Below are 23,983 nucleotides of genomic sequence, written 5' to 3' on the forward strand. Positions count from 1 at the left end.
ATTGACCCGGCAATTTGCCGGGTCTTTTTTTGCCTGGCTGTTCAGGCGAATGTCCGACAGACTTCATGAACACATCCTGCTTCTATTTCAGCGGGCGATGACCAACGGATGCCCCCGCTCAGGATGCGCCTGCACGATGACGTCGATTCCGAAGACGGCCTTCAGCGCCTTTGGGGTGAGCACACTGGCAGGGCTGTCCAGGGCGTAACTGCGTCCCTGTTCCAGTAACAGGATCCGGTCGCAGTACCGTGCTGCAAGATTAAGGTCATGCAGAATGAGCAAAACGCCAGCGCCACGGTCCGCGAAACGACGCACCGCCTCCAGGGTCGTGTGTTGGTGCAGCGGGTCGAGCATGGAGGTCGGCTCGTCGAGCAACAACGTCACGCCCTCTTCGCCCGGCCACAACTGCGCCATCACCCGTGCCAGGTGCACCCGCTGGCGCTCGCCACCCGACAACGCCAAATAACTGCGTTGTGCAAGGTGGGTCGCGTCTGCCGCCTGCAAGGCCGCCTCCACAATCTGCGCGTCACGCTGGCGCCCGGTGGCGTATGGCATGCGCCCCATGCCCACGACGTCCTGCACCTGGAAGGCAAAGCCTAGGCTGGCCACCTGCGGCAACACCGCCAACCGTTGCGCGCGCTCGGGGCCGGCCCAGTCCGACAGCAGACGCCCTTGCAGCGTCACCCGCCCCTGCGCAGGCACGAGTTCGCCACTGAGCGCCCCCAGCAGACTGCTCTTGCCCGCACCGTTAGGGCCCAATACACCGACGATCTGCCCAGGCGCCAGCTGCAGGTCGATACCTCGCAGAACGTCCTGTTTACCACGGCGCAGGTAGAGGCCTTCGGCTTGCAGCATCACGCGCGTCCTCGGATCAGCAGGTACAGGAAAAACGGTGCGCCAATGAAGGCAGTGACGATACCGATGGGAAGTTCGGCAGGCGCCAACAGCAGCCGCGCTAGCAGATCGGCCATCAGCATCAAAGCGCCCCCTGCCAACAACGAGGCTGGCAATACCACCCGATGATCAGGGCCGGCCAGCAGTCGCACCAGGTGCGGCACCACCAGGCCAATGAAGCCGATCAAGCCGGCTGCAGCCACTGCCGCCCCGACGCCCAATGCCGTGCAGAACACCAACTCCCGCTTCAAGCGCTCGACGTCGATACCCAGGTGCCGGACTTCGGACTCACCCAGCATCAACACATTGAGCGCCCTCGCCCGTCGAGGCAGCCAGAGCGAGATGCCCGTCGCGACCAGCAGCAGAGGCCAGATCCGCGCGTAACTGGCGCCATTGAGGCTGCCCAGGTTCCAGAACGTCAGGGTGCGCAGGGTGGCGTCATCGGCCAGGTAGCTGAAAAGCCCCACGGTCGCGCCGCCCAGTGCGGTCATGGCAACCCCGGCCAGCAGCATGGTAGCCACATTGGTCTGCCCGTCGCGCCTGCCCAGCCGGTAGACCAGCGCGGTTACACCCAGTCCGCCGAGAAACGCACACAGCGACAACAGATACGGTGACAAACCCTCGGGGACGTTACCCAGCCACCGAGCCCCAACGATCGCGACTGCCGCCCCAACCGCCGCTCCGGCCGCCACGCCCACCAGCCCAGGGTCTGCCAGTGGGTTGCGAAACAACCCCTGCATGGCCACCCCGGACAAGGCCAGCACTGCGCCTACAGCCAGCCCCAGCAGCGTGCGCGGTAGGCGGATCTGGCCAATGATCATCTGCGCCTGCTGCAAACCCTCCGCTGAAAGCGGCACACCCACAAGCCGCAAGCTGGCCTGCAGCGTATCGGTCAACGGCAGGCTTACGGGCCCCAACGACAACGAAAGCAGGATGGCGAGCATGCATGCCAAGCCCAGCCAGATGAACAACGTGCGCGGTCGAATCCGTGGCCTCATGGCGCGAAGCGGATGTTGGCCGAAGGATAGAACGCTGCCGCCAGCACCTGAAGGCTGGCGGGCAAGCGCGGCCCCAACCCTCCGACCAGCAGGGTCGGGTCGAGCTGAACCAGACGCTGATCGCGCACTGCACGCGAGGCGGCCAGTGCAGGGTTTTCTTTCAACAGGGCCTGCAAGGCGGCTTGATCGGCGAGCACGCGGTCCGAGAACACGATGACATCCGGGTCCAACGCCGCGAGCGCCTCGCTGGAAAAGTCCTTGTAGCCCTGATGGGTTGCAAGGTTACGTCCCCCGGCCTGCTTCAAGACCCAGTCCCCTGCCGTGCCGGCGCCTGCCAGCAGCGGCCTGGCCCCTGCATGACCTACCAGCAACACCACGCCGGGCGCGGGCTGCCCGGCTTGTGCCTGGCGTACCTTGTCGTGCAACTGGTCGAGCTGATGGCGAAAGTCTGCGGTCGCTCGTGCAGCCTGTGCCTGGGCCCCCAACAGCTCGCCCAGGCGCTTGAGGTTCTGCCCCACGGCATCGATATCGGGCTGGCTGGAGAACACCTCGACGGGCACGCCGGCCCTGGTGATTTGCGCCAGCACCGGCGCTGGGCCCATTTCATCCGTACCTATCAACCTATCCGGGCGCAGGCTCAGAATGCCTTCAGCGGACAACTGGCGCTGATAACCAATGCTGGGCAGCGCTTTCAATGAGGCTGGGTGTTGGCTGGTGGTATCGACGCCGACCAGCCGCGGCTCAGCGCCCAACGCCACCACCCACTCGCTCAAGGCGCCGCCCGCACTGACCCAACGGCTCGGCTGGTCGGCTGCCAGGGCCTTGGCGCAGAGCAGTGGGCTGGCGGCGAGAACAAGCACGGCGGCAAGGCGACGCATCATTGGATTTCCTTCATCGGTTTGGCCCCCACACCTTGTAGCGGGCGGCAGAACTGCGCACCATGCAAAGCCAGGCGCAGCGAATGACAGCCATTTGATAATTGTTCGCATTGACGCGTCAAGTCGATCACCGCACTCAGAGTCAGGCCCGCCATGCACTTTCTTTGCCCCTCCCACGGCTTGCCCGAAGGCCAGAGCCGCCCGTTCGAGGTAGACGGCGTTCTGCTGCTGGGCGTTCGCCGCCAAGGTAGCGTTTATCTCTACCGAAACCGCTGCCCGCACCGTGGCATTGCCTTGAACGGGCCGCAGGAACGTTTTCTGGACGACAGCAACAGCCTTATTCACTGCAGCCACCACGGTGCGCTGTTTCTGATCGAAACGGGCGAATGTGTGTCCGGGCCTTGCGAAGGCGAGGCGTTGCAGGCCCTGGACTGCCTCGAAGACAGCCAGGGCATCTGGCTCAAGGCGTAAGGATCACCGGCAGGCGCCGGTCAATGACGATGCCCTCGGCATCCAGCCGGGTCCCATAGGCCAGCACTTCGACCCCCTCGGCCGCCGCAGCCTTCAGGGCCTGGGCATAGGCCAGGTCGATGTCATCGGCCGGTCGCACGGCCTCTATACCCGTCAGGTTGACGCAATACAGCTGAACCGCCCGTATGCCCTGGCGCGCCAGCTTGGCCAGCTCGCGCAGGTGCTTGGCACCGCGCTGGGTGACGGCGTCCGGAAACGCTGCCGTGGTGCTGTCGGCGTAACCCAGGGTCACGCTTTTGACTTCCACATAAGCCGGTGCACCGTCGAATTCCAGACGAAAATCGATACGACTGCCTTCTTCACCGTAGGCCACCTCCCGCTTGAGTGCAGTGAAACCTGCCAGCTCGGTGATGATCCCCGCACGCAGCGCCTCCTCCACCAATGGGTTGGCGCGCCCGGTGTTGACGCAGGCCAGCCTCCCTTGTGGGGTTTCGCTGATTTCCCAGGTGCCTGGCAGCTTGCGTTTCGGGTCGCTGGAGCGACTGAACCACACCAGGCCACCCTCGTGCATGCAATTGAGCATGGAGCCGGTGTTGGGGCAATGAATCGTCAGTTGCTCGCCAGTGGGCAGTTCGATGTCGGCCAGAAAGCGCTTGTACCGGCGCAGCAGCCGACCTTGTTCAAGGGCAGGAGAAAAACGCATCAGCCCTGCCAGCTCTGCAGGCCACGGGCGATACGCTGGACCGCTTGTTCCAGACGCGGGAGGCTCTGGGTGTAGGCGAAACGTACATGATGGCCGGCCAGGTGGCGACCGAAGTCCAGCCCCGGGGTAAACGCCACGTGTTCGGTTTCCAGGAAATGTCGGCAGAACGCGAAGGCATCCCCCCCGAAGGCGCTGATATCGGCATACAGGTAAAACGCGCCCTGGGGCTCTACGGCGATTTTGAAACCCAGGCTGCGCAGGGCTGGCAGCAGGTAGTCACGGCGTTTGGCAAATTCCGCACGACGCGCCTCGAAGATCCCGAGCGCCTCCGGCTGGAAGCAGGCCAGCGCGGCGTGCTGGGCCATGCTGGGTGCGCTGATGTAGAGGTTTTGCGCCAGTTTCTCAAGGTCAGCCACGGCATCTTCGGGTGCCACCAACCAACCCAGGCGCCAGCCGGTCATGCCGAAATATTTGGAAAAGCTATTTAGTACGAAGGCCGAATCGTCGACTTCGAGCACGCTGGGCGCGTCCATGCCATAGGTCAGGCCGTGGTAGATCTCGTCCACAACCAGATGACCGGCGCGGGCGCGCGTGGCTTGGGCAAGGCTGGCCAGCTCATCACGCCCCAGTACAGTCCCCGTCGGGTTGGCAGGTGAAGCCACCAGAGCGCCGACCGTATCGGCGTTCCAGTGTGCGTGCACCAGCCCTGCATCGAGCTGATAGTTCACCTCAGGCCCTACCGGCACCAACTGCGCCCCACCCTCGACCAAGCGCAGAAAGTGGCGATTGCACGGGTAGCCCGGGTCGGCCAGCAGCCAATGTTTGCCGGGATCGACCAGCAGGCTGCTGGCCAGCAGCAGCGCACCGGAGCCACCTGGCGTGATCAGGATGCGCTCCGGGTCAACGTCAAGACCATAGCGCTGGCCATAGAAACCGGCGATTGCCTGGCGCAGTGCAGGCAGACCGCGGGCGGCTGTGTACCGGGTGTGGCCTTCGGCAAGGGCGGCCTGCCCTGCGGCGACGATGGGCGCTGCCGTGGTGAAGTCCGGCTCGCCGATCTCGAGGTGGATCACGTCATGCCCGGCTGCCTGCAGCTCATTGGCACGCGCCAGCAGCGCCATGACATGGAAGGGTTCGATGGCGCGGCTGCGCGCACTGTAGGGTTGGGCCATGTCCTTCTCTCAATCGGGTCTAAACTTTGGATTCTACCCTTGCATGCAATCGAACGTATGGTTTGCGCCGGTGTCAGTAAGCAGGATCGGGCGGGCTAGCGCACCCCCGATCTATCTGGTAAGTTCGGCGGCTCGCAGTCGCAGGGCCGGCGGTCGCCGGAGATGGAGCATCCTGCGCATAGGATCAGATGAGTGAGAGGCGGTCTATTCATGTCCACCGTAGAAAAGCAAAAAACCGGTCAAACCATGTACGGTGTCGAGCCCTATCAAGAGACCAAGGGCGAAGAATACATGGGTGAGCCCATGAAGAAGCACTTCACCAAGCTTCTCAATGCCTGGAAAGGCGAGCTCATGCAGAGCGTGGACCGCACCGTGGACCACATGAAGGACGAAGCGGCGAACTTCCCCGACCCGGCCGACCGTGCCAGCCAGGAAGAAGAATTCGCCCTCGAGCTGCGTAACCGCGACCGCGAGCGCAAGCTGATCAAGAAAATCGACAAGACCCTGCAGAAGATTCAGGACGAAGAATACGGCTGGTGCGATTCCTGCGGTATCGAGATCGGCCTGCGCCGTCTGGAAGCCCGTCCGACCGCTGACCTGTGCTTCGACTGCAAGGAAATTGCCGAGAAGAAAGAAAAGACCGTCGGCAAAGGCTGATCGTCTTCTTCTCCAGCCGGGGCGCATCATGCGCCCCGCTTCATTTATGTACCCTGCCCGACCATGACCCAGTCCCGTTACACCGGCCGCTTCGCCCCCACCCCCAGCGGTTTCCTGCACTTCGGCTCCCTGGTAGCCGCCCTGGCTTCCTGGCTGGACGCCCGAGCCGTGGACGGGCGTTGGCAGCTGCGCATGGAGGACACCGACCCGCCACGGGAAATGCCCGGCGCGCGCGATGCCATCTTGCAAACCCTGGAACGCTACGGTCTGGAATGGGATGGCGAAGTGGCCTTTCAGAGCCAGCGCTTTGATGCCTATGCCAGCGTGGTCGACCGCCTGTTCAACATGGGCCTGGCCTACGCCTGCACCTGTTCGCGCAAGCAGCTGGAAGCATACGGCGGTATCTACCCCGGTTTTTGTCGCAATGCCGGGCACGCCCGCGAAGGTGCGGCCATTCGTATCCGGGTGCCGGAGCTGACCTACCGTTTCACCGACCGGGTGCAAGGTGAGTACCAGCAGCACCTGGGCCGGGAAGTGGGCGACTTCGTCATCCAGCGCCGTGACGGGCTTTATGCCTATCAGTTGGCAGTGGTGCTCGATGACGCCTGGCAGGGCATCACCGACATCGTGCGCGGTGCCGACCTGCTCGACAACACCCCCCGTCAGTTGTACCTGCAGGAGCTGCTGGGTTTCACGCAGCCGCGCTATCTGCATGTGCCGCTGATCGTCCAGCCTGATGGCCACAAGCTGGGCAAGTCCTACCGCTCGCCGCCCCTGCAGGCCGACCAGGCTACCCCGCTGCTGCTGCGGGCGCTCAGGGCACTGGGCCAGGACACGCCCGCGCAGCTCGCAAGCGCCACCCCAGCCCAAGTACTGGCCGTGGCACGTGCCCAGTGGCGGCCCGAACGCATTGCCCAGCGCACCACGGTCCCTGAGGCCGACTTGCACTAGGCCGGGTTTCAATAACCCGCCCGCCTGAATCAAAAGGCCATGAAATTCAAACCCTTGGCCAACGCTGCCGATTCCCGCTAGCATCCGCCACGCCATATGCGCCAATAATAGATCCACACCCGCAGCGCCCAACCGTCGAGGCCCGCATGTACATCTATCGTTTGGTCCTGCTTCTGGTCGTGGGGATCTACCTGTTCTCCCCGGCCATCATGGACTGGTGGATCGAGCCCACCGGAGCCTGGTACCGCCCGTACCTGCTCTGGCTCATCCTGATCGTCGTCACTTTCATCCTGCAGAGCCAACGAGATGCCGATGAGCTTTAGCCTGACCCAGATGATCCTGATCAGTGCCGGCTACCTGCTGGTGCTGTTCGGCGTGGCCTGGGTCAGCGAACGCGGCTTGATACCGCGCTCGATCATCCGCCACCCCCTGACCTACACCTTGTCGCTGGGGGTCTATGCCAGCGCCTGGGCGTTCTACGGATCGGTGGGGCTGGCCTACCAGTACGGCTATGGCTTCCTGGCCTGTTACCTGGGGGTTTCAGGGGCATTCCTGTTGGCGCCCGTGTTGCTGTATCCGATCCTTAAAATCACCCGTACCTACCAGTTATCGTCCCTGGCCGACCTACTGGCCTTCCGCTTTCGCAGCACCTGGGCCGGGGCGCTGACCACGGTGATCATGCTGATTGGGGTATTGCCGCTGCTTGCTCTGCAGATCCAGGCCGTGGCCGATTCCATCAGCATCCTCACCGGGGAGCCGGTCAAGGCCCGGGTAGCGTTCGCTTTCTGTGCCCTTATCATCCTGTTCACCATTTTCTTCGGCTCAAGGCACATCGCCACCCGTGAGAAGCACGAGGGGCTGGTCTTCGCCATCGCCTTCGAGTCGGTGATCAAGCTCATCTCCCTGGGTGGCATCGGCCTTTATGCGCTGTATGGTGTCTTCGGCGGACCCCATGGCCTGGAGGTCTGGCTGCTGCAGAACCAGACGGCGCTGGCGGCCCTGCACACGCCTTTGCAGGAGGGCCCGTGGCGCACCTTGCTGCTGGTGTTCTTCGCCTCGGCGATCGTCATGCCGCACATGTACCACATGGCGTTCACCGAAAACCTCAACCCGCGTTCGCTGGTCAGCGCCAGCTGGGGGCTGCCGCTGTTTCTGCTGCTGATGAGCCTGGCCGTGCCCCTGGTGCTATGGGCCGGCTTGCGCCTGGGCGCCAGTACCAACCCGGAATACTTCACCCTGGGGCTGGGCATCGCGGCCAACAACCAGGCATTGGCCCTGCTGGCCTATGTCGGGGGGCTTTCGGCAGCCAGCGGGCTGATCATCGTGACCACCCTCGCCCTCTCGGGCATGGCGCTCAATCACCTGGTCCTGCCCCTGTACCAGCCGCCTGCAGAGGGCAACATCTACCGCTGGCTGAAGTGGACGCGCCGGGCCTTGATCGTGGCCATCATCACCGCCGGTTTCATGTTCTACCTCACCCAGAGCAGCCACCAGAGCCTGGCCAACCTGGGCATCGTCGCGTTCGTGGCCACCTTGCAGTTCCTGCCAGGGGTCCTGTCGGTGCTGTACTGGCCCACGGCGAATCGGCGGGGGTTCATTGCCGGCCTGGTGGCAGGCACCCTGGTGTGGATGGGCACCATGCTGCTGCCACTACTGGGTAACCTGCAGGGTTTCTACATCCCCTCGCTGGACATGATCTACGTACTGGACGACACCAGCTGGCACATGGCAGCCATTGCATCGCTGGCCGCCAACGTGCTGCTGTTCACCTTGATTTCCCTGTTCACCAATGCCAGCAACGAGGAGGTGGCCGCCGCCGAAGCCTGCGCCGTCGACAACGTCCGCCGTCCCCAGCGCCGCGAACTGCATGCGGCCTCGCCGCAGGAGTTCGCCACCCAACTGGCCAAGCCACTGGGCGCCAAGGCCGCACAGAAGGAAGTGGAGCAAGCCCTGCGCGATCTGTATCTGCCCTTCGACGAGCGGCGCCCTTACGCCCTGCGTCGGCTGCGCGACCGCATCGAGGCCAACCTTTCCGGCCTGATGGGCCCAAGCGTGGCCCAGGACATGGTGGAGACCTTCCTGCCCTACAAGTCGGGCAATGAAAACTATGTGACTGAAGACATCCATTTCATCGAAAGCCGGCTGGAGGACTACCACTCGCGCCTGACCGGCCTGGCTGCCGAACTCGACGCGTTGCGCCGCTATCACCGCCAGACGCTTCAGGAGCTGCCGATGGGGGTATGCTCCCTGGCCAAGGACCAGGAAATCCTCATGTGGAACAAGGCCATGGAAGAGCTGACCGGCATTGCTGCCAAGCACGTGGTCGGTTCGCGCCTGATCACCATTGCCGAACCCTGGCGTGGCCTGCTGCAAGGCTTCATCAATGTGCCGGATGAACACTTGCACAAACAGCGCCTGGCCCTGGACGGCCAGCCGCGCTGGCTGAACCTGCACAAGGCCGCCATCGACGAACCGCTGGCCCCAGGCAACAGTGGCCTGGTGCTGCTGGTGGAAGACCTGACCGAAACCCAGGCCCTGGAAGAGAAGCTGGTGCACTCCGAACGCCTGGCGAGCATCGGCCGCCTGGCGGCGGGTGTGGCCCACGAGATCGGCAACCCGATCACCGGCATCGCCTGCCTTGCGCAGAACCTGCGCGAGGAGCGCGAAGGCGATGGGGAAATCATCGAGCTGTCCAGCCAGATCCTCGAACAGACCAAGCGGGTGTCGCGCATCGTGCAATCGCTGATGAGCTTCGCCCACGCAGGCGGCAGCCATCAGAACAGCGAAGAGCCCGTGTGCCTGGCAGAAGTGGCCCAGGATGCCATTGGCCTGCTGGCCTTGAATCGGCGCAACTTCGACGTGCAGTTCTTCAACCTGTGCGACCCCGACCACTGGGCAGAGGGTGACCCGCAACGCCTGGCCCAGGTGCTGATCAATCTGCTGTCCAACGCGCGGGACGCGTCTCCACCCGGCAGCGCGATTCGCGTGCGCACCGTGGGCTGCGAGCACACGGTCGACCTGATCGTGGAGGACGAGGGCAGCGGCATTCCGAAGAATATCATGGATCGCCTGTTCGAACCCTTCTTCACCACCAAGGACCCTGGCGAGGGAACCGGGCTGGGCCTTGCGCTGGTCTATTCCATCGTGGAGGAGCATTATGGACAAATCACCATCGACAGCCCGGCCGATATCGAACGGCAACGTGGCACCCGGATCCGCGTGACCCTGCCCCGGCATGTCGTAGCGACGTCCCCTGAAAATCGAGACCGTCGAGAGAATTGAATCAATGCCGCATATTCTGATCGTCGAAGACGAAACCATCATCCGCTCGGCCCTGCGACGCCTGCTCGAACGGAACCAGTACCAGGTCAGCGAAGCCGGCTCGGTGCAGGAAGCACAGGAACGCTTCAGCATTGCGACCTTCGACCTGATCGTCAGCGACCTGCGCCTGCCCGGTGCCCCCGGTACCGAGCTGATCAAGCTCGGCGAGGGCAGGCCGGTGCTGATCATGACCAGCTACGCAAGCCTGCGCTCGGCCGTGGACTCGATGAAAATGGGTGCGGTCGACTACATCGCCAAACCGTTCGATCATGATGAAATGCTCCAGGCCGTTGCGCGCATCCTGCGTGATCGGCCAAGCGCGCCCCCTGCAGCCCCTGAGCCACGCCTGGCCTCCGCCAAGGCTGCCCCGGGGGACAAAGGCAACGCACCGGCGACCAATGGGGATATCGGCATCATCGGTTCCTGCGCCCCCATGCAGGACATGTTCAGCAAGATCCGCAAGGTCGCCCCTACCGACTCCAATGTGCTGATCCAAGGTGAGTCAGGTACCGGCAAGGAACTGGTCGCCCGTGCGCTGCATAACCTGTCGCGACGGGCCAAGGCACCGATGATCTCGGTCAACTGCGCAGCGATTCCCGAGACGCTCATCGAGTCCGAGCTGTTCGGTCATGAAAAGGGCGCCTTTACCGGTGCCAGCGCAGGTCGGGCTGGGCTGGTGGAGGCCGCTGACGGCGGCACCCTGTTCCTTGACGAGATCGGCGAACTCCCGCTCGAAGCCCAGGCGCGCCTGTTGCGCGTGCTTCAGGAAGGCGAGATTCGGCGGGTGGGCTCGGTGCAGTCGCAAAAGGTCGACGTGCGCCTGATCGCGGCCACTCACCGGGACCTGAAAAACCTGGCCAAGGCCGGTCAGTTCCGTGAAGACTTGTACTACCGCTTGCATGTGATCGCGCTGAAGCTACCTGCCCTGCGCGAGCGCGGCAGCGATGTGAACGAAATCGCCAGTGCCTTCCTGGCCCGCCAGTGCGCGCGGATCGGGCGTGACGACCTGCACTTCTCACCCGAAGCAGAGCAGGCCATTCGTCATTACAGCTGGCCCGGCAACGTGCGAGAACTGGAAAATGCCGTGGAACGCGCAGTCATCCTGAGCGAAAGCCCGGAAATTTCGGCGGAGCTGTTGGGCATCGACATCGAGCTCAGCGATCTGGACGAGGACGAGCTGCTCGACAGTGCGCTGACCGGAGCCAGTGCCGCCACGGCCAGTCATGAGCCGACCGAAGATTTGTCGCTGGAGGACTACTTCCAGCATTTCGTGCTCGAGCACCAGGACCACATGACCGAGACCGAGCTGGCACGCAAGCTGGGCGTCAGTCGCAAGTGCCTTTGGGAGCGCAGGCAGCGCCTAGGCATTCCACGCCGCAAAAGCAACGCCACCAGCGAGAACTGATTCGACCGGGCAAGAGGCGTCTCCTGCCCGTCTTCGGTCACCCTGCAAGGTTCTTCCCCGTAACGGGACCTCAGACTGATTCCCCCCGCATCCCCCCGCCGCAAAAATCTGTTACCTGCCTGCAGGTGCGTAACAGTTGCCGAGGTAAACGGTAACGAAAAACACGCCGCGCACTTGGCATGCTTCCCTGGAAAAATAGCCAAACCCCCGGATTTGCTGGGCCAGCCAAAGTTGGCACGCCTTCTGCTATATGCTTAGTACAAAAACAATAACAAGCACTGCAACCCACAATAAGAACAAGACGAAACGACTCACGCACAATAAGAACAAGACGGCGGAGGCGCAGCTAACTGATTCTTTTGGAGAGGATGCATGTTTGGGGCTTGCCCCACACCCAGGCAGAGAACAACAAAAACTGCACTATAAAGCAGCACCTGAACTGGATGGATCTACGATCAACGTGACATCAGCGGCCAAAGCAATCCGTTTGCTCTTTACCCCTGGCTTGGGGGTCGTCCACAAGCTTCACGCTTAGTGGCAGGGCACTCAACAAAAACAAGAAGCCCGCAAAAAAAATAATAAGAGCACACGCAACGACTTCTTGGGGAGCTTAGGCTCCCCTTGTCGTTTCTGCCTTTGGGCAGGCATTCTGCGACCGCCTACACCATCCCGCGAGTAAATGCTAGAATCCCCGCCCATCATGCGGCCATTCTCATATTCTTGGCCGAACATTCCTTCAAACAGTGCATCCCATGCTGAAGAAGCTGTTCCAGTCGTTCCGCCCGCCCGTACCGGGCCAGCACCACCGGCGCACCACGCCCGAGGTGATCAACAAAAGCCAGCATTCGCTGCAGCGCCACCAGTTCAGCCGCCATGCGGTGAACATTGTCGAGCGCCTGCAGAGCGCCGGTTACCAGGCCTATCTGGTCGGTGGCTGTGTCCGCGACCTAATGCTGGGCATCACGCCGAAAGACTTCGACGTGGCCACCAGCGCCACCCCCGAACAGGTGCGTGCCGAGTTCCGTAACGCGCGTATCATCGGCCGCCGCTTCAAGCTGGTTCACGTGCATTTCGGCCGTGAAATCATTGAAGTCGCCACCTTCCGCGCCCCTCACTCCGAGGACGATCAGGGCGACAGCCACCGCTCGTCCCATAATGCCAGCGGGCGAATCCTGCGCGATAACGTGTATGGCACCTTGGAAGAAGACGCGCAGCGCCGCGACTTCACCATCAACGCGCTGTACTACGATCCGGTGAGCGAGCGCATTCTCGATTACGCCAACGGCGTGCACGATGTGCGCAATCGCCTGTTGCGCCTGATCGGCGATCCTACCCATCGCTATCAGGAAGACCCCGTGCGCATGCTGCGTGCGGTGCGTTTCGCAGCCAAGCTCGACTTCGGTATCGAAAAGCACACCGTCCAGCCGATTCGCGAACTGGCGCCGTTGCTGCGTGAAATACCGCCGGCGCGGCTGTTCGAAGAGAGCCTGAAGCTGTTCCTTTCGGGCCAGGGCGCCATGGCGTTCGAAATGCTGGTCGACCTGCAGCTGTTCGAACCCCTGTTCCCCGCCAGTGCCCAGGCGCTGGAGGACCGCCCCACCTATACCCACACGCTGATCAGCCAGGCGTTGAGCAATACGGACCTGCGCGTCAAGCAAGGCAAGCCGGTAACGCCTGCCTTCATGTTCGCAGCCCTGCTGTGGCCTGCCCTGCCAGCGCGCGTTCTGCACCTGCAGAACCAAGGGGTGCCGCCGATTCCGGCCATGAACGGTGCAGCCCATGACCTGATCGCCGAGCAGTGCGCACGCATTGCCATTCCCAAGCGCTTCACCCTGCCGATCCGCGAGATCTGGGACATGCAGGAACGCCTGCCGCGCCGCAGCGGTAAACGCGCCGACATGCTGCTGGACAACCCGCGCTTCCGTGCCGGTTACGATTTCCTGCTGCTGCGCGAAAGCGCTGGCGAAGAAACCGATGACCTTGGCCAGTGGTGGACCGAGTATCAGGAAGCCAATGACAGCGAGCGCCGCGACATGATCCGCGACCTGGGCAGCCGTGATGAAGGCGGTGCGTCCCGCAAGCGCAAGCGCAGCAACAGCAAGCGCAAGCGCGGTGGTGAAGAGGCCTTCGAGTGAGCATCCGCGTGTACGTCGGCCTGGGCAGCAATCTGGATGCCCCGGCCGAGCAGTTGCGCAGCGCGCTGGACGCACTCGATCAGGTCCAGGCGACGCGTCTGGTGGCCGCTTCGGCGCTGTACACCAGTGATTCGCTACTGCCGGGCCAGCCCCGCTACACCAATGCCGTCGCCGCGCTCGACAGCGCCTTGGCGCCCCTTGACCTGCTCGATGCCTTGCAGGCCATCGAAAACGACCAGGGCCGGGTGCGCAAGGAACGCTGGGGGCCGCGCACCCTCGACCTGGACATTCTGCTGTACGGCGACCAGGTGCTAGACCTGCCGCGCCTGCAGGTACCGCACTATCACATGCATGCCAGGCCCTTCGTGCTCTACCCGCTGGCCGAACTGGTCCCTGCAGACTTCCGGCTTGCCGATGGCCGCCAATTGTCCCAACTGCTCGCCGCCTGCCCATACATTGGCCTCGAACGCCTGTAACCGGCCGTTCATTAGGGCAGTAACGCCAGTAACACCCTCATCGTAACAATGCGGTAACAGGGTGATTGACTTCCCTCATTTCGCTCACGACTATAGGCGACCCGCGTGGCACCCCTGTGTTGCGCCCCCCTATCGAGGCCCGGACGGACCTGTGCCAGAACATCACGCGCGATGATGTGCCGCTGCGGAAGATGACTACTCAGGTTGCATGCAGTCGTTTCCCCTGGCGCCAGAATGAGGAACTCTCTACATGCCTGAAGTAACCCTTTCCACCCTCAATGGCCTGAAGGCCAAGGGTGAAAAAATCGCCATGCTGACCTGCTATGACGCGACGTTCGCCAAGGCAGCCAGCCAGGCCGGCGTCGACGTCCTGCTGGTGGGCGACTCCTTGGGCATGGTCTTGCAAGGCCATGACAGCACCTTGCCAGTCACCACGGCAGACATGGCCTACCACACCGCCTCGGTCAAGCGCGGCAATCACGGCGCGTTGATTCTCGCCGACCTGCCGTTCATGGCCCACGCCACGCCCGAATCGGCCTTCGCCAACAGCGCGGCGCTGATGCAGGCAGGTGCCCACATGGTCAAGATCGAAGGTGCAGCCTGGTTGGCCGAGACCATCCGGCTGCTGGCCGAGCGTGGCGTGCCTGTGTGCGCCCACCTGGGCCTGACGCCTCAGACCGTAAATGTGCTCGGCGGCTATAAGGTACAAGGTCGTCTGGAGGCACAAGCCCGGCAGATGCAGGCCGATGCCATCGCGCTTGAAGCCGCAGGCGCTGCCATGCTGCTGCTCGAATGCGTGCCCAGCGAGCTGGCCGCAGCGATCACCCAGGCCGTGCGCATCCCGGTCATCGGCATCGGTGCCGGCAGCGCCACCGATGGCCAGGTACTGGTGCTGCATGACATGCTCGGCCTGTCCCTCAGCGGCCGGGTACCCAAGTTCGTGAAAAACTTCATGGACGGCCAGCCTGACATCGCCAGCGCCCTCGCCGCTTATGTCCAGGCCGTCAAGCAAGTCACGTTCCCCGCCAGTGAACACGGGTTCAGCGCATGAATACAGTCAAGACCGTGCGGGAGCTGCGCGCCGCCGTAGCCCGCGCCCGCAGCGAAGGCAAGCGCATCGGCTTCGTGCCCACCATGGGCAACCTGCACAGCGGCCATGCGGCCCTGGTGGTAAAGGCTGCGCAATGCGCCGACTTCGTGGTTGCCAGCATCTTCGTCAACCCGCTGCAGTTCGGGGCCAATGAAGACCTGGACAAATACCCCCGCACGTTGGCAGCCGACCAGCAACTGCTGGTCGAATCGGGCTGCAACCTGCTGTTTGCCCCTGCCGTGGACGAAATGTATCCGGACGGGATGAGCGTGCAGACGCGGGTCAGCGTGCCCAACCTGTCTGAAGGGTTGTGCGGCGCCAGTCGGCCAGGGCACTTCGAAGGCGTGGCTACCGTGGTCAGCAAGCTGTTCAACATGGTGCAGCCTGATCTCGCGGTCTTCGGCGAAAAGGACTATCAGCAGCTGGCAGTCATTCGCGCCATGGTGCGCGACCTGAACATGCCCATCCAGGTGATGGGGCTGCCTACAGTGCGCGCCGCAGACGGCTTGGCACTGTCATCGCGCAACGGCTACCTCACCGTCGAGCAGCGGGCAACGGCGCCTGTGCTGTATCGCGTGCTCCAGACGATGGCAGCTGCCATCGCCCGTGGCCAAAAGGACTTCGCCGCGCTGGTGGCCGACGGCCAGGCCCAATTGAGCGCAGCCGGTCTGCGCCCCGATTACCTTGAAGTTCGACATGCCCTGACCCTGCGCCCGGCCATGGTCGATGACCGAGACCTGGTGGTCATCGCGGCGGCTTACCTGGGCAACACCCGCCTGATCGATAACCTGTACGTGCAGGTGCAGGACAAGACGGCCTGAACGGCCTGGGGTGCCTAGGCACCCCATCTACTTTTGCGCCCCCCATTCCCAGCGCCGGGCCTTTGCCTATAATGATGCCAGCCTGAACCCGGCAATGACTGCCGTGTCCAACGCATCACCACGGACCAAGGGACCCCCGCGCAATGGCGTATTACCGTACCCCCCACGATGTCACGGCTCTACCCGCCTGGCAGGCGCTCAAGCAGCACCGCGATGCCATGCAAGGCTTCAGCATGCGAGAAGCTTTCGCCGCCGATCCTCAGCGCTTCGAACAATTCTCCCTGAGCTCCTGTGGCTTGTTCCTGGATTATTCCAAGAACCTGATCACCGAACAGACACGTGACCTGCTGGTGAACCTGGCCGACGAAGTGGGCCTCAAGGACGCCATCACCTCGATGTTCAACGGCGAGATCATCAACGCCTCCGAAGGCCGGCCGGTGCTACACACTGCCCTGCGCCGCCCGGTGGGTGACAAGCTCAGCGTCAACGGCGTGAACGTCATGCCCGAAGTGCACAAAGTGCTCAACCAGATCACCGAGCTGGTCGGCCGCATTCATGATGGCCTGTGGCGTGGCTACAGCGAAAAGCCCATCACCGACGTGGTCAACATTGGTATCGGTGGCTCGTTCCTGGGCCCGGAACTGGTATCCGAAGCATTGATGCCTTACGCCCAGCGCGGTGTACGCTGCCATTACCTGGCGAACATCGACGGTAGCGAGTTCCACGAACTGTCGGCCAGCCTGCGCGCCGAAACCACCCTGTTCATCGTCTCGTCCAAGTCGTTCAACACCCTCGAGACCCTGAAGAACGCAATGGCCGCGCGTACCTGGTACCTGGCCCAGGGCGGCTCGGAAGCCGAGCTGTACCGCCACTTCATCGCCGTTTCCAGCAACAAGGCCGCCGCCGTGGCGTTTGGCATCCGCGAAGAGAACATCTTCCCGATGTGGGACTGGGTCGGTGGGCGCTATTCGCTGTGGTCCGCCATCGGCCTGCCGATTGCGCTGGCCATCGGTACCGCCAACTTCAAGGAACTGCTCTCCGGTGCCTACACCATGGACCAGCATTTCCAGAGCGCGCCGTTCGAGAAGAACATGCCCGTGCTGCTGGCGCTGCTGGGTGTGTGGTACGGCAATTTCTGGGGTGCCAGCAGCCATGCGATCCTGCCGTACGACCACTACCTGCGCAACATCACCAAGCACCTGCAACAGCTGGACATGGAATCCAACGGCAAGAGCGTGCTGCAGGACGGCACCCCGGTGAAAACCGAGACCGGCCCTGTGATCTGGGGCGGTGTGGGCTGCAACGGCCAGCATGCCTATCACCAGTTGCTGCACCAGGGCACGCAGCTGATCCCGGCCGACTTCATCGTTCCGGTCGTCAGCTTCAACCCGGTAGCCGACCATCACCAATGGCTGTACGCCAACTGCCTGTCCCAGAGCCAGGCGCTGATGCTGGGCAAGACGCGAGAAGAAGCCGAGACCGAACTGCGTACCAAGGGCATGAGCGAAGCCGAGGTGCAGAAGCTTGCCCCGCACAAGGTCATCCCGGGCAATCGCCCGAGCAACACCTTGGTGGTCGAGCGTATCAGCCCACGCCGGCTGGGTGCCCTTGTGGCCATGTATGAGCACAAGGTGTTCGTGCAGAGCGTGGTCTGGGGTATCAATGCCTTCGACCAATGGGGCGTGGAACTGGGCAAGGAACTGGGCAAGGGCGTGTACCAGCGTCTTGTAGGCAGCCAGGAAGAGGTGGCCGAGGACGGCTCTACTCAAGGCCTGATCAATTACTTCCGCGGCCGCCATCGCGGCTGATCAGACCTCTACCTGGCAGGGCTTGTGCTCGCCAGGCAAGGCATCAAGAGATGCGCCGCAGCTTCTGCAATTCGCCCCCTGGGCAATTGCCGGGGCTGCTTCGCAGCGCCCATCGCACGTGGGCCAAGCCCCTACAGCAAGCCAGTCGACGGCTTCATAGCCCCTATCGACCGTACCCGCCCAATCGCCGACCGGTGGAACACCCCTCCCCGCAAAACTGTCCTACCCATTAGCCGTTGCCGTCCCTCGCCCCTCACAAGAGCAGGACCACCGCCATGTTCGATATTCGAAAATACCCGCACGCCCTCGCCGTCAGCCAGGCGGCAGCCCTCTCCCAGGACGACTACCACCGCCTGTACCGCCAGTCGGTCGAAGACCCGGACACCTTCTGGGCCGCTCAAGCGCAGCGCCTGACCTGGATGAGGCCTTGGTCACAGGTTCAACAATCGGACCTGCGCACCGGCCAGGCCCGCTGGTTCGACGGGGGCCAACTGAACGTCAGCTACAACTGCATCGATCGCCACTTGGCCACACGGGCCGAGCAGACCGCCCTGCTATGGGAAGGCGACGACCCCAGCGACACCCAGGCCATCAGCTACCGTGAACTGCACCGCCAGGTGTGTCGCCTGGCCAATGTATTGAAGTCGCGAGGCGTGGCCAAAGGTGACCGGGTGTGCATCTACATGCCGATGATCCCCGAAGCCGCCTTCGCCATGCTCGCTTGCGCGCGCATAGGCGCTGTTCACTCCGTGGTGTTCGGTGGTTTTTCCCCGGACGCGCTGCGTGACCGTATCCTGGACGCCGACTGCCGCACCGTCATCACCGCTGATGAAGGCGTACGCGGCGGTAAGCGAATCGCCCTCAAGCAGAATGTCGACAAGGCGTTGGCCAGTTGCCCGGCCGTCAGTACCGTCGTGGTAGTGCGGCGAACCGGGGGTGATGTCGCCTGGGACGATAGTCGCGACCTTTGGTACCAGCACGCCATCGAGCAGGCCGATGAAGCCTGCCCACCCGAACCGATGGAGGCAGAGGCGCCTCTGTTCATCCTCTACACCTCCGGTAGCACCGGCAAACCCAAAGGCGTGCTGCACACCACGGCGGGGTACTTGCTGCAAGCGGCCATGACATTCGATGTGGTGTTCGACTATCGGGAGGGGGAAGTCTTCTGGTGCACCGCCGACGTCGGCTGGGTCACCGGCCACAGCTACATCGTGTATGGCCCCTTGGCCAATGGCGCCATCTCGCTGATGTTCGAAGGCGTGCCCAACTACCCCGACAGCTCGCGGTTCTGGCAAGTCGTGGACAAGCACCAGGTCAACATCTTCTACACCGCACCCACCGCCCTGCGCGCGCTGATGCGCGAAGGGGATGCGCCCCTGCAAAGTACCTCCCGTGCAAGCCTGCGCTTGCTGGGCAGCGTGGGTGAACCGATCAACCCGGAAGCCTGGCACTGGTATTTCAATGAGGTCGGACAGCGCCGCTGCCCCATCGTCGATACCTGGTGGCAGACCGAGACCGGCGGCATCATGCTCACGCCACTGCCCGGCACCCAGACCCTCAAGCCTGGCTGTGCCACCCAACCCATGTTCGGCGTGCAGCCGGTGCTGCTTGATGACAAAGGCCAGGTCATCGAGGGACCAGGGGCTGGGCTGCTGGCGATCAAGGCCAGCTGGCCTGGGCAGATTCGCACTGTCCATGGCGATCACCAACGCATGGTCGACACCTACTTCAAACCCATGCCCGGCTACTACTTCACCGGGGACGGCGCCAGGCGCGATGCCGACGGGCATTACTGGATCACTGGGCGCGTGGACGATGTGATCAACGTGTCCGGGCATCGCATCGGCACGGCGGAGGTCGAAAGCGCCCTGGTACTTCACGACAGCGTGGCCGAAGCAGCCGTGGTGGGCTACCCCCACGATCTCAAGGGCCAGGGCGTATACGCCTTCGTGACCACCATGAACGGTGTCCGCCCCGATGAGGATCTCAAGGCCCAGCTGTTGGCGCTGGTCAGCAAGGAGATAGGCAGCTTCGCCAAGCCCGAGTTACTGCAATGGGCGCCGGCTTTGCCCAAGACACGGTCGGGCAAGATCATGCGGCGTATACTGCGCAAGATCGCCTGCAACGAGCTCGACAGCCTGGGCGATACCTCCACCTTGGCCGACCCGGGCGTCGTCCAAGGGTTGATCGACACTCGCCTGAACCGATAACCGGCAGCCGCTTCCCAGGCTGCCCAGCCCTGCAGGTCACCATGGAAGCGCTTCGCCGTCGTATCGAAAAACAAGCCATGAGCCTCACCGGCCTGGCGTTGGGCCAGCTCGACCTGGAGTCGCCCAAAGGCGACCCTGGCCTGTTCGGGCCCAACAGCATCAGTTGGCGCGTGCACGGTGACTTCCCTAGCATGCTGGTCGGCGGCATCAGCGCGCTGATGCTGCAGTTGCTGCACCCGCTGGCACTCGCCGGGGTCTGGGACCACTCCAACTTTCGCCATGACCTGATCGGACGCCTGCGGCGCACCAGCCAGTTCATTTCAGGGACCACGTTCGGCGCGACCGAAGATGCGCACTGGTTGATCGAAAAAGTGCGTCGGATCCACCTGCACGTCGAAGGCACGGCGCCGGATGGCCGCCCGTACGCAGCCAGCGACCCCCACCTACTGACTTGGGTGCATGTGGCCGAGGTCAGCAGCTTTCTGGCCGCTCACCTGCGCTACCGCAACCCCCGCTTGTCCCTGGCCGACCAGGACGCCTATTACCAGGAAATCGCCCTGATCGCCGAGCGTCTGGGCGCCCAGGACGTGCCCCGCTCGCGCCGTGAGGTCGCACATTACCTGCATGAGATGCGCCCACAGCTGAGCTGCGATGCCCGCAGCCAGGAAGTCATCGGTATTCTGCTCAACGCCCCGGCACCCAGCCGGCTGGCAAAACCCGTGGGCAAGCTGATGCTGCACGCCGGTATCGAGCTACTGCCCCAGTGGGCACAACAGCAGCTTGGCCTCGAACAGGGCCATTGGCAAAAACGGTTGATCCGCCTGGGCGTGCATGGCACCGCCCCGGTATTGCGCTGGGCCATGCGCGACGGCTCTGCGCACAGGGCCAGGCGCCGCATGGGCATCGAATAAGCACTAGGCGCCCCTCAGCGGAACTGATTTAACGTGCCATACTCCAAGGCATCCCGCCCCGGACAGACGAAGCGATTCATGTACAAAGGACTGACTCGCGCCATCGGCGCATTGCTGGCGTTGCTCGCCCTGTACAGCCTGCTTGGCTTTCTCATTCTTCCGGGCCTGGCATTGCGTATCGCCAACCAGCAGCTTGCCCACTACGCCACGGTGCCGGCCCACTTGCAACGGGCCGAGTTCAACCCCTTCAGTCTCGAATTGACCTTGTGGGGCCTGCAGATCGGCGAGCCCGGCAAAGAGCAGGTCGGTTTCGAAAAACTGTACGCCAACCTGTCGCTGGACAGCCTGTGGACCGGCGCGCTGCACCTTGATGCCCTCGAGCTGGTCAAACCGCGCACCGAAGTGCTGTTCGCCAAAGATGGCACCCTCAACCTCACGCGCCTTTTCCAACTGCCCACCAGCAAAAGCGAGCCCGATACACCCCCAGGCGATCCTTTCCCGCTGCGTATCGGCAGCATCAAGCTCGAGCAGGGCTTTGTGCGTTTCGAAGACCTGCGTCCCAGCGAGCCGATCGAGTTTCTCTATGACAACCTTGGCCTGGAGCTGAAGAACCTCAGCACCCTTGCCAACGACAATGCCGACATGACCATGGTGGCCAACGGCCCCAACGGTGGACGCATCGACTGGCAGGGTACATTGAGCCTGGCGCCTATCGCGTCCGAAGGCACGCTCAAGGTCAGCGACAGCAAGATGAAGCTGTTCTGGCCCTATGTGCGCGATGCCGTGCCCTTGGTGCTGGAAGACGGCAAGCTCAGCCTGAGCACGCATTATCGGCTCAACCTGGCAGACAAGACCGAACTGCGTTTGGAAAAAGCGTCGGTGCGGGTGGCGCCCTTTGCCATCAAGGCCCCGGACGGCCGCCCGTTGGCAAGGCTCGCCAATCTGGAGTTGAGTGATGCCTCCGTCGATCTGGTCAAGCAACAGGTAACAGTCGGCAAAGTGCGCAGTGAAAAGCTCGAAACCTGGGCGGCGCTGGAGAAGGACGGTCAGCTCGATTGGCAGGTGCTGTTTGCCGGCGAGCCTGGCAAGCCAACGCCAGCAGAAAAGGCCGAGCCGCCCACCGCAGGGGCCTCCGCTGCACCGCAGACGCCAGCGGCCCCGAGCAAGCCCTGGCAGGTGCTGCTCAACGATGTCCAGCTCAGGAACTACCGCGTGCACCTGGCAGACCGCACGCAAAAAGAGCCGGTCAGCCTGGACGTAGGCCCCTTGAACGCTGACTTGAAGGGCTTCGATAGCCTCAACCAGAAGCCCTTCACGGTCAAGTTCGACACCGGCATCGGCAAGCAAGGCACCCTGCAAGGGCAGGGCCAGGTCAACCTGGCGCCGGTGTGGGCCAAGCTGGATGTCGGTACCCGGGACATCGACTTGCGGTTGGCGCAAGCCTACATCAACCCCTACATTCTGTTGGAGCTGCGCAGCGGCATGCTCGACAGCGACCTGAAGGTGGACCTGAAAAGCGCATCGCCGCTGGCCTTGACGGTGAGCGGCAAGGCCCAGGTGAATCAGTTGCACACCCTCGACACCATCAAGAGCCGGGACTTCGTCAAATGGCAGCAGGTCAACCTCGATGGCCTGACGTATGTGCATGGCGATGCCCTGTCGATCGACAAGGTGACGCTGCAACAGCCCTATGCACGCTTCATCATCAATGAAGACCGTACCACCAACATCAATGACCTGTTGATTCCACAGCCAACCGATGCGCCTGCCAAGGCTCAGTCCCAGCCTGCAAGCGCCACCGAGGAAAAGCCACTCGGTATCCGCATTGGTCAGATCGTGATCAAGGACGGTTCGGCCAACTTCGCCGACCTGTCGCTCACGCCCAATTTCGCCACGGCCGTGCAACAGCTCAACGGCCAGGTCGGCACCATCGATAACCGCAAGCCCCTCCCTGCCCCAGTGGATGTGCAAGGCAAGGTCGACCGGTACGCGCCCGTCACCATCAAAGGTGGCCTCAACCCATTCGACCCGCTCGCGAGCCTGGACATCGCCGCCGTGTTCAAACGCGTCGAACTGACTACCCTGACGCCCTACTCGGGCAAGTTTGCCGGCTACCGCATCCGCAAAGGCCGGCTGAACCTGGACCTGCATTACCTGATCACCAAGGGCCAACTCAAAGCCGAGAACAAAGTAGTCGTTGAGCAGTTGCAGCTGGGGGAGAAGGTAGACAGCCCGGACGCGGTCGATCTGCCGATTCGCCTTGCGGTGGCACTGCTCAAAGATACGCACGGCAAGATTTCAATCGAGTTGCCCGTGGCGGGCGATCTGAACAACCCGCAGTTCAGCGTAATGCCGATCGTGTGGCAAACCTTGCGCAACCTTGTGCTGCGCGCCGCGCAGGCACCGTTCAAGCTCATCGGTGGCCTGGTTGCCGGAGGCGGCGCCGAAGACTTGGGCACCGTCGCTTTCGCCCCTGGGTCCAGCGAGCTGGCAGGCGACGCTCAGGCGTCCTTGGACAAGCTCGCCGAGGGCCTGAGAAAGCGGCCGGAACTGCGCCTGGAAATCGAAGGCACCAGCGCCCAGGCAAGTGACGGCCCCATCCTTGCCCAGCAGCGCCTGGAACGGGAATACCAGGCCACCTGGTACAAGATCCTGCAGCGGCGCGGCGACAAGGTCCCGGCCAATGCGTCCCTGATGGTGGTCGACGAGGCCGACAAGCCGGCGATGCTCGAAGGCATTTACCGCAGTCGCCTCAAGCAGCAGCCCCCTGCCGAATGGGAGCAGCTTGACCGTGACGCGCGCACCGCCAACCTTCGTAACGCCGTGCTCAAATCCTGGGCCGAAAGCACAGCCCTGTTACGCACCCTGGGGCAGGAGCGCGCTAGCAGCATCAAGGATTATCTGGTGGACAAGGCCAAGCTCGAGGACGACAGGGTGTACTTCATCGATACCCACCTGGGGCAGCCCGAGAGAGATGGCCGCGTTGTGACGCCGATGCATCTTGATGCCGACTGACTTTCAACGGCAGGCTTAGCGAAGCCTGCACGGCCTAATTAGACCGCACACGAAAAGCCCCGGCACA

19 protein-coding genes are annotated in these 23,983 nt (G+C 63.1%); 14 read left to right on the plus strand and 5 right to left on the minus strand.

Annotation, left to right across the window (positions count from 1 at the left end; translation table 11 throughout):
- Positions 1–87: 87 nt before the first annotated feature.
- From ACF8R3_RS21675 to ACF8R3_RS21685, 3 genes are read right to left on the minus strand one after another with little or no spacing between them, the layout of a single operon-like run.
- The gene (locus ACF8R3_RS21675) at positions 88–855 is read right to left on the minus strand and encodes a heme ABC transporter ATP-binding protein (protein WP_197844604.1); all 768 of its coding nucleotides are present in this window, start codon (positions 853–855) and stop codon (positions 88–90) included.
- Complete coding sequence (locus tag ACF8R3_RS21680) at positions 855–1,838, minus strand: FecCD family ABC transporter permease (protein ID WP_392516126.1); 984 nt, start codon at positions 1,836–1,838, stop codon at positions 855–857. The genes ACF8R3_RS21675 and ACF8R3_RS21680 overlap by 1 nt, the downstream gene beginning before the upstream one ends.
- 50 nt (positions 1,839–1,888) lie before the next feature.
- Positions 1,889–2,773 carry a hemin ABC transporter substrate-binding protein gene (locus tag ACF8R3_RS21685; protein ID WP_058639180.1) on the minus strand — a complete coding sequence of 295 codons (885 nt, stop codon included), beginning with the start codon at positions 2,771–2,773 and terminating at the stop codon, positions 1,889–1,891.
- Positions 2,774–2,923: 150 nt separating this feature from the next.
- Here ACF8R3_RS21685 and ACF8R3_RS21690 point away from each other — a divergent pair, with 150 nt between their 5' ends.
- Positions 2,924–3,241, plus strand: a complete 318-nt coding sequence (locus ACF8R3_RS21690) for a Rieske 2Fe-2S domain-containing protein (RefSeq protein WP_058639181.1) — start codon at positions 2,924–2,926, stop codon at positions 3,239–3,241.
- Here the strand turns inward: ACF8R3_RS21690 and sfsA are convergent.
- Together sfsA and ACF8R3_RS21700 are read right to left on the minus strand one after the other, a co-directional pair.
- Positions 3,231–3,944: a DNA/RNA nuclease SfsA gene (gene sfsA / locus ACF8R3_RS21695; RefSeq protein WP_058639182.1), complete on the minus strand. Its 714-nt coding sequence runs from the start codon at positions 3,942–3,944 to the stop codon at positions 3,231–3,233. The genes ACF8R3_RS21690 and sfsA overlap by 11 nt on opposite strands.
- Positions 3,944–5,116 carry a pyridoxal phosphate-dependent aminotransferase gene (locus ACF8R3_RS21700; RefSeq protein ID WP_058639183.1) on the minus strand — a complete coding sequence of 391 codons (1,173 nt, stop codon included), beginning with the start codon at positions 5,114–5,116 and terminating at the stop codon, positions 3,944–3,946. The genes sfsA and ACF8R3_RS21700 overlap by 1 nt, the downstream gene beginning before the upstream one ends.
- Positions 5,117–5,326: 210 nt before the next feature.
- Here ACF8R3_RS21700 and dksA point away from each other — a divergent pair, with 210 nt between their 5' ends.
- From dksA to ACF8R3_RS21765, 13 genes are all read left to right on the plus strand, one after another.
- Positions 5,327–5,773, plus strand: a complete 447-nt coding sequence (dksA, locus tag ACF8R3_RS21705; RefSeq protein WP_023533176.1) for an RNA polymerase-binding protein DksA — start codon at positions 5,327–5,329, stop codon at positions 5,771–5,773.
- Between the two features lie 63 nt (positions 5,774–5,836).
- Positions 5,837–6,724 (plus strand): tRNA glutamyl-Q(34) synthetase GluQRS, encoded by an 888-nt coding sequence (gluQRS, locus tag ACF8R3_RS21710; RefSeq protein ID WP_078477988.1) that lies wholly within the window; start codon positions 5,837–5,839, stop codon positions 6,722–6,724.
- A gap of 146 nt (positions 6,725–6,870) precedes the next feature.
- Positions 6,871–7,047 (plus strand): hypothetical protein, encoded by a 177-nt coding sequence (locus ACF8R3_RS21715; RefSeq protein WP_003250005.1) that lies wholly within the window; start codon positions 6,871–6,873, stop codon positions 7,045–7,047.
- Positions 7,031–10,006, plus strand: a complete 2,976-nt coding sequence (locus ACF8R3_RS21720; RefSeq protein ID WP_181405461.1) for a sensor histidine kinase — start codon at positions 7,031–7,033, stop codon at positions 10,004–10,006. Before ACF8R3_RS21715 ends, ACF8R3_RS21720 begins: the two co-directional genes overlap by 17 nt.
- Before the next feature lie 4 nt (positions 10,007–10,010).
- Entirely contained in the window at positions 10,011–11,450 is a 1,440-nt protein-coding gene (locus ACF8R3_RS21725; RefSeq protein WP_058639186.1) for a sigma-54 dependent transcriptional regulator, read from the plus strand.
- 752 nt (positions 11,451–12,202) lie between these two features.
- Complete coding sequence (locus tag ACF8R3_RS21730; protein WP_145253489.1) at positions 12,203–13,585, plus strand: polynucleotide adenylyltransferase PcnB; 1,383 nt, start codon at positions 12,203–12,205, stop codon at positions 13,583–13,585.
- A complete protein-coding gene (gene folK / locus ACF8R3_RS21735; protein WP_058604749.1) occupies positions 13,582–14,061 on the plus strand; it encodes a 2-amino-4-hydroxy-6-hydroxymethyldihydropteridine diphosphokinase in 480 nt (159 codons plus the stop codon). The genes ACF8R3_RS21730 and folK overlap by 4 nt, the downstream gene beginning before the upstream one ends.
- Positions 14,062–14,311: 250 nt before the next feature.
- A complete protein-coding gene (gene panB / locus ACF8R3_RS21740; protein WP_058639188.1) occupies positions 14,312–15,112 on the plus strand; it encodes a 3-methyl-2-oxobutanoate hydroxymethyltransferase in 801 nt (266 codons plus the stop codon).
- Complete coding sequence (gene panC, locus ACF8R3_RS21745; protein ID WP_392516123.1) at positions 15,109–15,972, plus strand: pantoate--beta-alanine ligase; 864 nt, start codon at positions 15,109–15,111, stop codon at positions 15,970–15,972. Before panB ends, panC begins: the two co-directional genes overlap by 4 nt.
- Positions 15,973–16,115: 143 nt before the next feature.
- Positions 16,116–17,780, plus strand: coding sequence for a glucose-6-phosphate isomerase (gene pgi / locus ACF8R3_RS21750; protein ID WP_392516124.1), 1,665 nt, complete (start codon positions 16,116–16,118; stop codon positions 17,778–17,780).
- Between the two features lie 275 nt (positions 17,781–18,055).
- Positions 18,056–19,990, plus strand: coding sequence for an acetate--CoA ligase (gene acs, locus ACF8R3_RS21755; RefSeq protein WP_392516125.1), 1,935 nt, complete (start codon positions 18,056–18,058; stop codon positions 19,988–19,990).
- Positions 19,991–20,031: 41 nt separating this feature from the next.
- On the plus strand, positions 20,032–20,901 hold the full coding sequence (locus ACF8R3_RS21760; RefSeq protein ID WP_196185686.1) for an oxygenase MpaB family protein: 870 nt from the start codon (positions 20,032–20,034) through the stop codon (positions 20,899–20,901).
- A 78-nt stretch (positions 20,902–20,979) separates the two neighbouring features.
- Entirely contained in the window at positions 20,980–23,916 is a 2,937-nt protein-coding gene (locus ACF8R3_RS21765) for a DUF748 domain-containing protein (protein ID WP_197844608.1), read from the plus strand.
- Positions 23,917–23,983 lie beyond the last annotated feature (67 nt).

The sequence above is a fragment of the Pseudomonas sp. FYR_7 genome, assembly GCF_043106155.1.
GTDB classification, from domain to species: Bacteria; Pseudomonadota; Gammaproteobacteria; order Pseudomonadales; family Pseudomonadaceae; genus Aquipseudomonas; species Aquipseudomonas parafulva_B.

Excerpts from the sequence above, each read along its gene's own strand:
- gluQRS (WP_078477988.1), top strand. The coding sequence starts at position 5,837 with ATGACCCAGTCCCGTTACACCGGCCGCTTCGCCCCCACCCCCAGCGGT.
- acs (WP_392516125.1), top strand. The coding sequence starts at position 18,056 with ATGTTCGATATTCGAAAATACCCGCACGCCCTCGCCGTCAGCCAGGCG.
- pgi (WP_392516124.1), top strand. The coding sequence starts at position 16,116 with ATGGCGTATTACCGTACCCCCCACGATGTCACGGCTCTACCCGCCTGG.
- ACF8R3_RS21675 (WP_197844604.1), bottom strand. The coding sequence starts at position 855 with ATGCTGCAAGCCGAAGGCCTCTACCTGCGCCGTGGTAAACAGGACGTT.
- panB (WP_058639188.1), top strand. The coding sequence starts at position 14,312 with ATGCCTGAAGTAACCCTTTCCACCCTCAATGGCCTGAAGGCCAAGGGT.
- ACF8R3_RS21685 (WP_058639180.1), bottom strand. The coding sequence starts at position 2,773 with ATGATGCGTCGCCTTGCCGCCGTGCTTGTTCTCGCCGCCAGCCCACTG.
- panC (WP_392516123.1), top strand. The coding sequence starts at position 15,109 with ATGAATACAGTCAAGACCGTGCGGGAGCTGCGCGCCGCCGTAGCCCGC.
- ACF8R3_RS21690 (WP_058639181.1), top strand. The coding sequence starts at position 2,924 with ATGCACTTTCTTTGCCCCTCCCACGGCTTGCCCGAAGGCCAGAGCCGC.
- ACF8R3_RS21765 (WP_197844608.1), top strand. The coding sequence starts at position 20,980 with ATGTACAAAGGACTGACTCGCGCCATCGGCGCATTGCTGGCGTTGCTC.
- ACF8R3_RS21715 (WP_003250005.1), top strand. The coding sequence starts at position 6,871 with ATGTACATCTATCGTTTGGTCCTGCTTCTGGTCGTGGGGATCTACCTG.
- ACF8R3_RS21720 (WP_181405461.1), top strand. The coding sequence starts at position 7,031 with ATGCCGATGAGCTTTAGCCTGACCCAGATGATCCTGATCAGTGCCGGC.
- dksA (WP_023533176.1), top strand. The coding sequence starts at position 5,327 with ATGTCCACCGTAGAAAAGCAAAAAACCGGTCAAACCATGTACGGTGTC.
- ACF8R3_RS21700 (WP_058639183.1), bottom strand. The coding sequence starts at position 5,116 with ATGGCCCAACCCTACAGTGCGCGCAGCCGCGCCATCGAACCCTTCCAT.
- sfsA (WP_058639182.1), bottom strand. The coding sequence starts at position 3,944 with ATGCGTTTTTCTCCTGCCCTTGAACAAGGTCGGCTGCTGCGCCGGTAC.
- ACF8R3_RS21730 (WP_145253489.1), top strand. The coding sequence starts at position 12,203 with ATGCTGAAGAAGCTGTTCCAGTCGTTCCGCCCGCCCGTACCGGGCCAG.
- ACF8R3_RS21725 (WP_058639186.1), top strand. The coding sequence starts at position 10,011 with ATGCCGCATATTCTGATCGTCGAAGACGAAACCATCATCCGCTCGGCC.
- ACF8R3_RS21680 (WP_392516126.1), bottom strand. The coding sequence starts at position 1,838 with ATGCTCGCCATCCTGCTTTCGTTGTCGTTGGGGCCCGTAAGCCTGCCG.
- ACF8R3_RS21760 (WP_196185686.1), top strand. The coding sequence starts at position 20,032 with ATGGAAGCGCTTCGCCGTCGTATCGAAAAACAAGCCATGAGCCTCACC.